General features: G+C 37.0%; 9 protein-coding genes. 7 read left to right on the top strand and 2 right to left on the bottom strand.

Translation table 11 applies throughout. The annotated features are described in order from the left end of the window. Window positions 1-419: 419 nt before the first annotated feature. Together AADJ06_RS19120 and AADJ06_RS19115 are read right to left on the bottom strand one after the other, a co-directional pair. Window positions 420-2,039: a RagB/SusD family nutrient uptake outer membrane protein gene (locus AADJ06_RS19120; protein ID WP_341228098.1), complete on the bottom strand. Its 1,620-nt coding sequence runs from the start codon at window positions 2,037-2,039 to the stop codon at window positions 420-422. 12 nt (window positions 2,040-2,051) lie between these two features. Continuing rightward, a complete protein-coding gene (locus tag AADJ06_RS19115) occupies window positions 2,052-5,153 on the bottom strand; it encodes a TonB-dependent receptor (protein ID WP_341228097.1) in 3,102 nt (1,033 codons plus the stop codon). A 278-nt stretch (window positions 5,154-5,431) separates the two neighbouring features. Between AADJ06_RS19115 and pelA the strand changes: the two genes are divergently transcribed. Genes pelA through AADJ06_RS19080 form a run of 7 tightly spaced genes read left to right on the top strand, consistent with a single transcriptional unit; the run spans window position 5,432 to window position 13,924 of the window. Next, the gene (gene pelA / locus AADJ06_RS19110; RefSeq protein WP_341228096.1) at window positions 5,432-6,472 is read left to right on the top strand and encodes a pectate lyase; all 1,041 of its coding nucleotides are present in this window, start codon (window positions 5,432-5,434) and stop codon (window positions 6,470-6,472) included. Continuing rightward, window positions 6,469-7,446, top strand: coding sequence for an alpha/beta hydrolase (locus AADJ06_RS19105; RefSeq protein ID WP_341228095.1), 978 nt, complete (start codon window positions 6,469-6,471; stop codon window positions 7,444-7,446). Before pelA ends, AADJ06_RS19105 begins: the two co-directional genes overlap by 4 nt. Beyond that, a complete protein-coding gene (locus tag AADJ06_RS19100; protein ID WP_341228094.1) occupies window positions 7,446-7,784 on the top strand; it encodes a cupin domain-containing protein in 339 nt (112 codons plus the stop codon). The genes AADJ06_RS19105 and AADJ06_RS19100 overlap by 1 nt, the downstream gene beginning before the upstream one ends. A gap of 6 nt (window positions 7,785-7,790) precedes the next feature. Further along, window positions 7,791-9,692, top strand: coding sequence for a glycoside hydrolase family 88 protein (locus AADJ06_RS19095; RefSeq protein ID WP_341228093.1), 1,902 nt, complete (start codon window positions 7,791-7,793; stop codon window positions 9,690-9,692). Then, window positions 9,677-10,717 (top strand): pectinesterase family protein, encoded by a 1,041-nt coding sequence (locus AADJ06_RS19090; protein WP_341228092.1) that lies wholly within the window; start codon window positions 9,677-9,679, stop codon window positions 10,715-10,717. Before AADJ06_RS19095 ends, AADJ06_RS19090 begins: the two co-directional genes overlap by 16 nt. A gap of 52 nt (window positions 10,718-10,769) precedes the next feature. Beyond that, window positions 10,770-12,278: a tagaturonate reductase gene (locus AADJ06_RS19085; protein ID WP_341228091.1), complete on the top strand. Its 1,509-nt coding sequence runs from the start codon at window positions 10,770-10,772 to the stop codon at window positions 12,276-12,278. After that, window positions 12,275-13,924 (top strand): altronate dehydratase family protein, encoded by a 1,650-nt coding sequence (locus AADJ06_RS19080; protein ID WP_341228090.1) that lies wholly within the window; start codon window positions 12,275-12,277, stop codon window positions 13,922-13,924. The genes AADJ06_RS19085 and AADJ06_RS19080 overlap by 4 nt, the downstream gene beginning before the upstream one ends. Window positions 13,925-14,019 lie beyond the last annotated feature (95 nt).

Raw genomic sequence — 14,019 nt, 5'->3', positions numbered from 1 at the left:
AGAAGGTTATAGTTAAAGTATTTTTAATTGCAAGTTTAAGGTCGTCTTGGTACTTAACTAATAAAATACTGGATTTTATTTACGCAATCGTTATCGGGAACGTTCCCACAAGTTCTGTCAAATGTCAAATGATGATGAAAGCTAGCTTATTCACTAAATTCTTAAATATCCGACAAGCTTAATCCTTTGCATACTTCCATAGCTAGGAAGCCAGTTCTAAGTAAAAAGCCGTTAAAGAATAGTGTGATTTCAGTAGAAATAGATGAATGGATTTTAGCTAGGTTCAAACGCTACTAAATGAGTCAAAAAAGAGACGGTAATATTTGACGCAATTCATGCTCTTATATTTGAAACAAAAAAAGGTACGGTCAATGACCATACCTTTTAAAATTCAACCTATTATTCAATTATACTTAGTTCTATTCGTAAGCGGGATTTTGTTGGAAACTCCTATTTTGATTTAAATCGATAGCCGACTGTGGAATTGGTCTAAGGATTTTTAATTCTCCATTGGCTCCAGCAAAGTCAGCCTCTGAAACAAGTCTATGATAAGCAGATGCTCGCTCTACCAATTTACCGGTTCTTTTTAAGTCAAACCATCTATGGTACTCGCCTAAAAGCTCACGCCCTCTTTCGTCTAATATGTAATCTATGTCAAACTCTCCCGGAGTGGCATCGCTAACTCCAGCACGGTTTCTTACTACATTTAATCTTGCCAATCCTGTACTTGCATCACCACTTTTAAGATATGCTTCTGCCGCCAATAGATAAGTATCGCCTAATCTTGCTAATACAACATCTCTTGTACTTGATCTTCCTCCAAAAGATGCCTTTGGGTCATCAAATTTCTTAAGAGGAATAGTCTCATAATCTAAACTCACGGTTTGAGAGCTATAAGTTCCATAAGGGTGGTATGTAGCATTTGGGTACTTTGTTACAAAAGCAATAGAGTCTGCCTCAGTAATCCAAGCTGGAGCATAGTAATGAAACACCCCTAAGCCACTTTTATCGTCTACATCAAACTCGTCAAAGTAACGATTATACACAGTCACCATAAACGACGCATCCCAACGGGCGTCATCCTGTGTAAATAGTCCCAGGGCATAATCTGTAGGACATAAATTATATGACCTCTGAGGTGCATCACCAGCCACTTCCGAACCTCCTAAATATGGTCCAAAATAACGAGCTTGGCTATTACCTAGTCTCAGTGGGTCTGCACTAATTGACCCTGCAGAATACTGTACAGAAAAGATAGTTTCGGCGTTTCCATCATTCTCTGGTCTCCATAATTCACTGTAAGGGATATCCAAACCTTGGCCTCCTATGGCTTGGTCTAACATAGCCGCTGCAGTACTAAAATCAGAGGAAGAGCCATAGTCTTCATACCCTCTAGTTAAGTATACTTTGCCTAAAAGATGCTGAACTGCTCTCTTATTGACACGTCCATTATAAGCACCACTACTTACTAAATTAAGAGCCTCTTCTAAATCGCTAATGATAAAAGAATAAACCTCCTCCGCACTATTTCTGTCAAACTCTAAAACTGGCTCATTGATGTAATCTTTCACTAGTGCTACTCCACCATATGTTTGTACTAAATTGAAATAGGCAAGAGCTCTCAAAAATTTAACCTCACCCACTGAGGTAGATATTGAACTAGACTGCTCTGTAATTCCTGAATAGTGTATTGCTTGGTTGGCAAGTTGAATAGCCCTGTAACACGTGTTATAAAGCTGATCAACGCCAGAAGAAGAGGGATTAAGATCACGATACTGACTTAAACCTACAGGTTCCTGAGAACGACCTTCTGCGTATAGGTCTGTTCCGGCAGCAAATAACCATGGATCTCCACCATAAATTTCTCTCAATTGAGAATAATTGGCATTCAATAAAGATTCGAAACCTGCACTAGTAATGTAATAGCTCTCTGCCGTTACGTTTGATTTATTCTCCTCGGTCAAAAAATCCTCACATGAGGTGAGAGAAAAACAGGCCAATGACAATACGAATATTTTACTTATATAATTTATTTTCATTTTTCAGAAAGATTAAAATTTAACATTAAGACCTAATTGATAAGTCACAGAACTCACACGACCTACAGCAAAGCTAGCTCCAGCCCATTCTGGGTCATATCCATCATACTCTGAGAAAACAAAAGGATTAAGTACGTTTCCGTAAATTCTTACAGACTTAATCCCAAGTCTATTTGACACAGACTCTTGTAATTTATAGCCAAGTGTGATGTTCTTCACTTTCATAAAAGAAGCGTCTCTATAATATCCAACCTTGCTATTTCTCCAGAAAGTACCCTGATTCCTAGCTTGAGGATACTCATTAGAGAACTGGGCTGGAACACCTGCTCCGTTCTCAGGAACATACCACCCTATATCTAGTTTTTGACGTCCTCTATCTCTAGTATCAGTAAAGTTTGCATGGAAAGGGCTTGTTAAAAAGACTCCTTGGCTTCCTATTAAAGAAAAAGAGAAATCAAGGTTACCATATCTCAAGGTAGAGAAAACGCTTCCTGTAAACTTAGGGTCTGACGAACCAAGAATGATTCGGTCTTCGTTTGGTGTAATTTTACCATCGTTATTTTGGTCAACAACTTTAGCCTGACCTTCTAACTGATTATAAGATGCGGCTTCTTCTCTTTCATTTGCTTGCCAAATACCGTCAAACTCATAGTTATAGCTAGAATTTATAGACTCGCCTATAAACCACCCATTACCTACATCATCTATTTCGTCTTGTCCATAAATAGATACTATCTGATTCTTGTTGGTAGTAAACGTAAAGCTCGTTTGCCAAGACAATTTATTTTTCTGAATGTTACGAGTAGTTAAGCCTAACTCTACTCCCTTATTACTTACAGAGCCTATATTAGAACTAATAGAGGAGAAACCGGACTCCTTAGGAAGGTCTTGCTGAAGAAGTAAATCATCAGAAAGTCTATCATAAACGTCAATAGTACCAGAAATACGATCGTTAAATAAACCAAAGTCAAGACCAAAGTTACTCTCCCTAGTTTTTTCCCATCCTAAAGCATTATTAGCTAATGAGCCAGCTCTCCAACCATTGGCTGTAGTACCTAAGAAATCATAATACGTCTGAATATCTAAAAGGTTTGTAGTAGAATATGGGTCAATAATGTTATTCCCCGTAAAACCATAACTAGCACGCAACTTTAAGAAAGAAATAGCTGCTACATCTTTTATAAAACTTTCTTCAGAAAGATTCCAAGCTAGAGCTGCTGATGGGAAACTATCCCAACGATTCTCTTTAGATAATAACGAAGAACCATCCCACCTGTTAGATATTGTCAGCAAATATTTACCCTTGTAAGAGTAATTTAAACGACCCGCAAAAGAAGCTAGCGTTTGCTTTCTGAAGTAAGACCCTATATTGTAAGTAGACTGGTCTCCTGAACCTAGATTGTAGAAATCCGTATCAAATGGTAAATACCTTGCAGCCAAAGAAGAACCCTCAGACTGTGATGAGTAAAGACTTTGTAAACCTAAGAAATTAACTCTATGGTCTTCCTTTAGCGTTTTCTCAATATTGAATTGATTATCCCATGTATAGGTTAAGTTCTGAAAATTGTCCATTTCTGCTGATGGCAAATTCTTATTACCTACACCCGTATTAGTAAGTGCTCCCCAAGACTTACCCCTTCTTCTATTTCTGATACTAGGAGAAAAAGTAGTTTTGAATGATAACCAATCCAAAGGTTCGTATTGTAAAAATACATTACCTAGTCCTGTAAAGCTTCTTGCAATATCAGAAGAATTTGCAATCTCCAATAATGGATTATAAGTACTCGTTTTGTTTACTAAATAGTTCCCGTTTGCATCTTGCAATTTCCCCGGCTGCGGATAAAGCGTAACACCATCTTCACCATAAGGAGATAAGAAAGGATTTAGTCTAAAAGCCTCTTGCATAGCTACACCACTACCATATTGATCTTCTTTAAAAGCGATGGTAGTATTTAAACCATAAGAGATTTGACGGTTTAGCTTATGATTAATACCTATTTTCATAGAATACTTATCTAAAGCCTCATTTTGAATATTTCCAGTTTCGTTCTGAACTCCAAGACCAAGGTTATACCCAACTCCACCGTCACCTCTTCCAGAGAAATTCAAGTAAGTATTTTGCTGAAACCCATCTTGAAGTACTAAGTCATACCAGTCGTAAGTTTCATTTGCATCAGCTCTAGCTTTCAAAACCGAGTTTGCCGTACCTACTACGTTTCTTGCAAGAGCCTCAGGAGTAATAGCCATTGGATCTTCTAAATTTGTGGTAGCCAAGTAAGCTGATTGATGATATTCCCACCATTTTTCACCATCCATCATTTGAGGCAATCTTGCTACCTTTTTCACGCCATAATAAGTATCTAAAGAAACATTTAAACCTGATTTTGCCGTTGCTCCATTTTTTGTAGAAACCAGCACTACACCATTAGAACCTCTAGAACCATAAATAGCCGTAGAAGAAGCATCTTTAAGAATATCGATTCTCGCAATATCTTGAGGGTTTAAGAAATCTATGTTATCAATAGGAACTCCATCAACCACATAAAGCGGATTAGAATCATCATTTAATGAGTTATTACCTCTAATAGTAATATTAAAGCCATCACCTATTCGACCTGTAGAAGGAGAAATTTGAACTCCGGCCACATTACCTTGAACCGCTTCTAAGGCATTGGTAAAATTACGTTCAGTGATAGATTTACTACTAATGCTCCCTACAGAACCCGTTAAATCAGACTTCTTCATTTGAGCATAACCAATTACCACTACTTCTTGAAGCGATTTCTCATCACTATTTAGCCTCACTTCAAACTGCGTCTTTTGACCTACAGTTATTTCTTGAGGTTCAAATCCAATATAGCTTAGTACCAAAATCGAATTAGAACCTGATACTTTCAAACTAAATTTCCCGTCTGAGTTAGTCACCGCACCATTGGTAGTTCCTTTTTCAACTACATTGACCCCCGGCAGGGTTAAATCTGTTTCGCCTTCAAAGACCGTCCCACTTACGGCAACATTACTTTGAGCAAAACTCGCAACACCTAAAAGTGTAAAGAACAGCATGGCCGTTACACCAAATACTTTCCTACACATCTTGTAAATTTTTGAGCTCATATTTTTTTAAGTTTAGTTAGAAGAATTCCAGAATAGATTTTTGTTTAATTAAAATTTAGGTTCGAATCTCCGCTTCGTATTTTTTGTAATATATCGTCTTAGAGAAGTACAATTTTAAGGCTTGAAATTGTACTTAACCTACATTTATCAGGACTTTATTTACGCAATCGTTATCGGGAACGATGCCATTAATTTATTCTAGACAACACACCTTTATTTTCTAAATATTATATTCCTTTGAAACACCAAGAGCCCTAAGCATTAGTCCCTTGAATCCTATGATAAAAATTTTGTCGATTTTACACAGTTTGAACTTTAACCTGAAGCAGACTTTAGTACTGCTTTTTTCACTGATGATTGGGGTAAATTCTTTGGCTATTTCTCAGGTTAAAGATGACATTGCGGAAAAAATAGTACTATACCAAAGAGATAATGGTGGCTGGCCTCAATATAGTGGAGACCCAACAGATTATAAGAAGCCTTTGTCAAAAGAATTCAAGTCTAAACTAATTGGTGATAAATTAGAAAAAGACGCTACAATAGACGACAAGTCTACCACTTTTGAAATAGTCTATTTACTTCAACAAGCTGCCAAGACAAAAAATGAAGTCTATTTAGACGCTGCAGAAAAAGGCATGCAGTACCTGTTTGAGGCTCAAAACTCGGCTGGTGGATGGCCACAGAAATATCCAGACATTTCTGGATATCATAAGCATATCACATATAATGATCAGGCTATGATTTCTGTGTTATGGATTATGAAAAGAATTTCAGACAAGGAGGAGCCCTATACTTTGCTCAGCCAAAAAACGAAAGAACGAGCCAAGAAAAGCTTAGAAAAAGGAATTGAATGTATTTTAAACACCCAATATATTCAAAATGGCAAATTAACAGCCTGGTGTGCTCAGCATGATTCAGAAACCCTTTTACCTGCCTCTGCCAGAGCCTTTGAGCCTGCTTCATTAAGTGGCAACGAATCTGTCGGTATTTTAAAATTCTTAATGGCTATTGAAAACCCAGACCAACGTATCCAAAATTCTATTAATGCTGGAATAGCCTGGTTTAAAAGTGTTGAAATAAAAGATAAGGCTGTCAGATATTTTAAAAATGTAAATGCTCCTAAAGGCCGAGATATTGAGGTTATTGACGAGGAAGGCAAATCACTTTGGGCTCGCTTTTATGACTTAGAAACCAATGAACCCATATTTATGGGAAGAGATAAAGAAAGAAAAGCTAACTTAAGTGACCTTGAAATTGAGCGAAGAACAGGTTATGCCTACTTGGGTACTTGGCCAAAAAAACTCGTTTTAGAACAATGAAAAAAACACTTAACATCTTATTATTTCTTGTAACCATCCTCAGTTCAAAAGCTCAGGACTTTTCTGGTATTACAAACAAAAAAGATACCTCTTTCACAAATCTCAGTGCCTTAAAATCGGCACAAAGAGATGGATATGATGTTAAAATAGCCAAATCTAAAAATGCTCATTTAGTAAAAAGTGAATTTGACAAAATTTATTGTCAAACAGATGAATATACGCTGACTGTGGACATTTTTAGCCCTAAAAAAAGGTTAGAGGCCAGTTTGCCTGCTATAATTTTCATTCATGGAGGAGGCTGGCGTACTGGCGACAAATCACAGCATCACGAATTAGCAAAAGAATTAGCTTCAAAAGGCTATGTCGTATTTACGCCGGCATATAGATTATCCACCTTCGCACTATTTCCAGCTGCAGTCATAGATGTCAAAACCTCCATAAGATGGATTAAAGAGCATCCTAAAGAGTTCGGAATAAATACCGAAAGAATAGCCTTAGGTGGTTATTCAGCCGGAGGCCAAATGGCAGCTTTTATAGGTACCACCTCAGGTCTAGATAGATACGAAAATGGTGCATGCAAAATAAACCAAGACACTGAAGTAAATGCGGTTATTGATGTAGACGGCATACTAGCTTACATACATCCTGAATCTGGAGAAGGTGACGATAGAAGGTCTAAATCAGCCGCTACAAGCTACTTTGGATATAGTAAAGAAGAAAATCCAGACCTATGGATTGAAGGCAGTGCATTAAAGCATGTCAATGAATTTTCGCCCCCTATCCTATTCATTAACAGTTCAGTAAATAGAATGCATGCTGGAAGAGAGGACTATATAAAATTACTTGATAAACACGATATCTATTCTGAAATTCATACTTTCAAAGCCCCACATGTATTTCCAATGATGGATAGGTGGTTTGAAGATACCGTAGAACTTATAGACACATTTTTAATAAAAATATTCAACCAATAATGACAGTACAAAGCAAAGCACTCGTAGAAGACCAAGACATACCTTGGGAAGACCTTGGAAAAGGCATCAAAAGAAAAGTCATGGCTTATAATGATGGTTTAATGATACTAAAAGTTGGATTCGAAAAAGGCGGTATTGGCGACCTACACCATCACCCACATACGCAGGCTAGTTACGTGAGCCGTGGTAAATTCGAGGTAAGCATAGCTGATGAAAAAAAAGTTTTAAATGCTGGTGATGTCTTTTTTGTTAACCCTGACCTTGTGCATGGTGTTTTATGCTTAGAAGAAGGGGAACTTGTAGACATTTTCAATCCTAAACGTGAAGACTTTATTTGAAATAATATGAAACAAAAATTAATCTTACTACTAACCTTATGCGGTATTAACTTTGCCGCTTTTGCTCAAGAAAATTGGTCTGAAAAAATGGCACTTTCTTTTATGAAAGTTCATGCAGACTCCATTGCTGTAAAAGAGGGCAAACCCGCCAGATGGGATTATGAGCAAGGGCTGATGCTAAAGGCTATTGAAAAAGTATGGCGACGTACTGCCGACCCTAAATATTTCAATTATATCCGAAATGATATTGACAGATACGTAGGGGAAGATGGCTCTATTAGAACATATCCTTTAAAAGACTATAACTTAGATAATATAGCTACTGGGAGAGCTTTAATGCTTCTTTATCAGCAATCATTGCCAAATAAAGAAAAATATAGAAAAGCTGCCGACCACCTTTGGGAGCAGTTAGAAGGCCAGCCACTTACAGAGGAAGGCGGCTATTGGCACAAAAAACGCTACCCATATCAAATGTGGTTAGACGGTCTTTTTATGGCCGAACCTTTTTCTGCAGAATACAGCAAAGTATTCAATCACCCAGAACATTTCGATCATATTGCAAAGCAATTTGCACTAATTGAAAAATATGCCGTTGACCCTGCTACTGGCTTAATATATCATGGTTATGATGAAAGTAGAGAGCAAGACTGGGCTGATAAAAAAACAGGACTTTCACCTCACTTTTGGGGAAGAGCCATTGGTTGGTACGCCATGGCGTTAGTTGATGTTTTAGATTATTTCCCAGAAAATCATCCAGAAAGAATCACTTTAATAAACAACTTAAAAAGGCTAGCTCCAGTTCTAACCAAATATCAAGATACGGAAAGTGGTGTTTGGTATCAAATGACCGCTTTAGCAGGTAAAGAAGGGAATTATCTTGAATCTTCTTCCTCTTGTATGTTTGCCTACACTTTACTAAAAGGGGCTAGAATGGGATACATTGACCATTCTTTTAAAAATGCTGGTGTAAAAGCTTTCAATGGCATTATCAAAGAATTTATTAGCAACAATCCAGATGGTACCATTAATGTAGAAAAAGCAGTAAGTGTAGGTGGCCTAGGCGGAAACCCATACAGAGATGGTACCTACGAATACTATTTAAGCGAGCCTATAAGACTAAACGATTTGAAAGGAGTTGGTCCATTTATTTTTGCTGCTATTGAAATGGAATTACTGGAAGATGGTTCTATTGGAAAAGGCAAAAAAGTAGGTTTAGATTATCACTTCAATAAAGAATTCAGAGAAGGTTATAATGGTGAACAAGAGCAATTCCACTACATCTGGGAAGATAAACTTCACTCAGGTTTTAACTGGTTTGGCGAAGCCTTCACTAACATGGGTGCAGAAATCACAGCTGTAAAGTCGCAAGCGTCAAAAGAGGCTTTGAAAGGTTTAGACGTCTATATTATTGTGGACCCAGATGATAAAAAAGAAACCGACACTCCAAATTACATAGCTCCATCAGATATTAAAAATATCAAAAAATGGGTAAAAAAAGGAGGTACATTATTAATCATGACCAATGATGCAGAACACTGTAACTTGGTTCAGGTAAATGATCTGACAAGTGCTTTTGGCATTTCATTTTCTGACAAAAACATTAATATGGTCAAAGGCCTACAGTTTGATATGGGTAGCGTAAAAATTGCTCCCAGAAATGAGATTTTTAAAAACTCTTCTGAAGTTTACATTAAAGAGCTAGTTACGCTAAACACAGATAGTAATGCCAAAACTATTCTTTCAAAAGGCAGTGATAAAGTAATGGTATCCACTTCTTATAAAAAAGGACGTGTAATGGTAATAGGCGACCCATGGCTTTATAACGAATATGTAGATGGAAGGAAACTTCCTGCCAAATATCAAAACTTTGAAGCCTCTAAAGATTTAGCAAAATGGCTTCTAAAGTAACCTTACTTTTTTCAATACTCTTTATCCTCTGTTTTCAAAGTTTCGCAAAGAAAATAATTGTAGCACAAGATGGTACTGGTGATTATGTAAGCATTCAAGAAGCTATTGACGCTGTGGTGTCCTCTTCCAAAATGCAAACTATTTTCATCAAAAATGGAACATATAAGGAGAAGCTTTTAATAGATAGCACCAAGCATCATTTAAGATTATTAGGAGAAAGCACTAAAGGTGTAATTGTAACCTATAGCCAGTCTAGAGATTACTGGCGATGCGAAAATGATGATGATTTTGGAGCCGCCACCATCAATGTTTTAGGACATGACCTTATTTTCGAAAACCTCACCGTACTAAATACCTACGGTTTTGATGTAGAAGGAAGTGTAAGCATTGACTGTTTGAATGAGTCTGGAAAAGCAAACAGTGCTAAAAAGAACTACTTGCCAAGAGAGAAAGGAGAGCCTATCGGTCAAAAGATAGTTAGAAAAGATGGACATCAGTTTTCATTCAGGTCACTCAATGGAGCTACCAGAATAAAATTTCTTAGCTGTGTTTTCAGGTCTGGTGGTGGAGATACTGTAAGCCCTTGGGATGTAGGCGGTGGTATGTTTTATTTCAATGACTGCATCATTGAAGGGCACGTAGACTTATACTGTCCAAGAGGAAATGCTTTGATAGAAAATTCGCTAATCATTTGTCATAACATGACTGCTGGTATTTGGCATGATGGCTCAGGAAACGAATCTGATAAATCGGTATTAATAAACTGTCGATTTGAAGGAGACCCAGGATTCAAACTTGGGAGATATCATAAAGAGGCTCAAATGTATCTTATAAACTGCTCTTTCAGTGAAGAAATGGCTGATGCTGAAATATATCAAAGCACAAAAACTGAATTAAAATGGGGGCATAGAATTTACTACAAAAACTGTCATAAAGACCAAGGAGATTACGCTTGGCATCAAGATAATACCGACTTGACAGAAAAAGACTTCAAATTCAAAAAGATATTTGGCAAAAAATGGTAATATGGTCATTGCTTAGAATCACTATTCAATATAAAACGCGTAAAAAACTCGAATGGACAACTTATCCTTAGACTATCTCACTCGAAAATCTGATTTAGGATTTGAAAGAAGGATATTATATTATCCTGAAAAAATCATCCAATTTGGCACAGGGGTTCTTCTCAAAGGTCTTCCTGATTTCATAATTGACCATGCTAATAAAAACGGAGCCTTTGAAGGAAAAATAGTAATGATTAAGTCTACAGACACTAGAGGATCCATAGAGTCTTTGCATAGTCAAGATTGTCTTTATACTGTGGCTACTAGAGGTATTCAAGATAAAAGACTAATTGACAAACAAGACATATGTGCCTCAGTAAGCCGTATTCTAATAGCCAAAACGCAGTGGGCATCCATCTTGTCTTTATCTAAAAAAGAGGAAATTGAATTTGTATTTTCTAACACCACAGAAGTAGGAATAACCTACGAACCAGAAAAAATAACACCCGGTGAATGCCCAAATTCATTTCCAGGAAAAGTAGTAGCCTTCTTAAAAAGTAGATTTGAATATTTTAACGGCGACCTTTCAAAAGGATTAATATTCCTGCCTGCTGAGCTTATTTCAAACAATGGTGATGAACTCAAAAGGATTGTATTCCAATTGGCCGAAGAAAACTATAACGACTTGGCTTTTCTTTCTTGGTTAAAATCTGCAAACACATTTTGCAACACCCTGGTAGACCGAATAGTACCAGGAGAAGCAAACGACACGCTGGACGATAAACTACCTTATAAAGATAAGAACGCCATTGTAGTGGAACCATACGCACTATGGGCTATTGAAGGAGATGATTCTATAAAAGACAAACTAACTTTCTGCTTGCCCGAAAATGGTGCTTTTGTAGCTCCAAGCATAGAAAAGTATAAAGAGATAAAACTCAGAATACTAAATGCCGCCCATACTTTCTCTTCGGGCTTAGCCTTTCTTTCTGAATATAAACTGGTGAAAGATGCCATGCGAGATGAAGATTTTTACGCCTTCATGAAAATACTCATGGCAAACGAAATCTCAGAAGCTATGACTTCCGAAGTATCAGACTTAGAAAAAAACGACTTTGCCCAAAAAGTACTAGACAGGTTTAGAAACCCTTTCTTAGAACATCAGTGGCTTTCTATCTGTATGAACTACAGTTACAAAATGACCACAAGGTGCTTGCCACTAATAAAATCATATTATGAGCAAGGAAAAGAAGTACCCGAACTTATGCTCTTAGGCTTTACTGCTCATCTTGCCTTTTTAAAACCAGTCTCTATTATTGAAGATAAATATTACGGTGAAGCAAATGGAGAGCAATACCTTATTAATGATCCAAATGCCGACTATTTCTATAAAATCTGGTCTTCTGAGGGTTCCAATGAATTAAAAATCAAAAAAATCCTTGAAAACGAGGAACTTTGGGGCGAAAATTTAAATAATCTGAATAGATTTGCAGAGCAAGTTTATAATACTTTTTCTACAATCATGGAACAAGGAACAGGCAAAACCCTATCAGAAACAATTTCTAAATTAGAGAACGCATGAAGAAGCGTGTACTAAAAGTACAATCCCAAGACAATCTTATAGTAGCTCTTGACCACCTTGAAAAAGGTGAAGTCATAGTCTACAATAATAAAGAAGTAACCTTACTTGAAGCCATTGCTCCCAAGCATAAGTTTACAGAAAGCGATTTAAAAAAAGGTGAAGAGCTTTTCATGTATGGTGTTTTGGTAGGCAAAGCTGAATATGATATTCCTGCTGGCAGCATGATAACCACATTTAACGTGAAACACGCCGCGGCTCCATTTAAATTAGGAGAAAGAAAGCTACACTGGGACAAACCAGAACAAGGTAATTTCAAAGACAAAACCTTTCAAGGGTTTCATAGAGCTAATGGCTCTGTAGGTACAGCAAATTATTGGATAGTTTTACCATTGGTTTTTTGTGAAAACAGAAACCTTGACGTAATGAAAGAAGCTTTGGTAACTCAGCTAGGTTACGGAAAAAGCGATAAGTACAAAGATTTCGCTAAAGAACTTATCTCAAAGTATCAAAAAGGAGACGAAGTTCAAGATATCTTAGGAAGCGAATTGCAATCGGTTGCAGAAAAATCAAATCCTAAACGTATATTTGAAAATATAGACGGAGTAAAATTCCTAAATCATGATATGGGCTGCGGCGGAACCCGCCAAGATGCTCAAAGTCTTTGTGGATTATTAGCAGGCTATATTGCTCATCCTAATGTAGCTGGAGCTACCGTTTTAAGTTTAGGGTGTCAAAATGCTCAGTACAGCATTTTACAGGAAGAATTACTTAAAAGAGAATGTACAGATAAGCCCCTTGTATTTCTTGAACAGCAAGAAGAAGGCACAGAAGAAAAATTAATTACCGAAGCTATAAAGAAAACCTTTGCAGGATTAATGGATGCCAATAAAAAAAGCCGTCAACCAGCTCCTCTATCAAAATTGGTATTGGGTCTTGAGTGTGGTGGTTCTGATGGTTTCTCTGGCATTTCGGCCAATCCTTCATTAGGTTATGTAAGTGATTTATTAGTAAGCTTAGGTGGTACCACTATTCTTTCCGAATTTCCCGAACTATGTGGCGTAGAGCAAGAACTTAGCGACCGCTGTGTAGACGAAGAAACAGCTCTGAAATTTAACTCACTCATGACGGCCTATGCCGCTAGTGCTGTAAAAGCAGGTTCTGGTTTTGATATGAACCCTTCTCCAGGAAACATAAAAGACGGTTTAATTACAGACGCCATAAAATCTGCTGGTGCAGCAAAAAAGGGAGGAACATCTCCAGTAACTGATGTACTAGATTATCCAGAAATGGTTAACAAAAAAGGCTTAAACCTACTTTGTACACCAGGAAATGACGTAGAATCTACCACAGGAATGGTAGGCTCAGGAGCTAATGTAGTTCTATTTACTACAGGTCTTGGTACACCTACTGGTAACCCAATTGCTCCAGTTATTAAAGTATCAAGTAATACCAAGCTTTCAGAAAAAATGCCTGACATAATTGACATAAATACAGGCCCCATAATAGAAGGCGAAGAAAACATTGAAGATACTGGAAGACGAATTCTAGATTATATAATTGCGGTAGCCAGTGGAGATATTCAATGTAAAGCAGTCATTAATCAGCAAGATGATTTCATTCCTTGGAAAAGAGGTGTGAGTTTATAATAATAAAGAGTACAATAATTAAAGACTTGAGTTTATTAAGTTCAAACAGCCCTTTTCAATGCTAAATTTGACTAAATAGTTTGAAATAAAACCTC

Origin of the sequence: uncultured Arcticibacterium sp., assembly GCF_964021845.1 — a bacterium.
GTDB lineage: Bacteria > Bacteroidota > Bacteroidia > Cytophagales > Spirosomataceae > Arcticibacterium.
The sequence above is the reverse complement of the archived record's forward strand: the minus strand, read 5'-3'. Positions and strand labels throughout refer to the sequence as shown.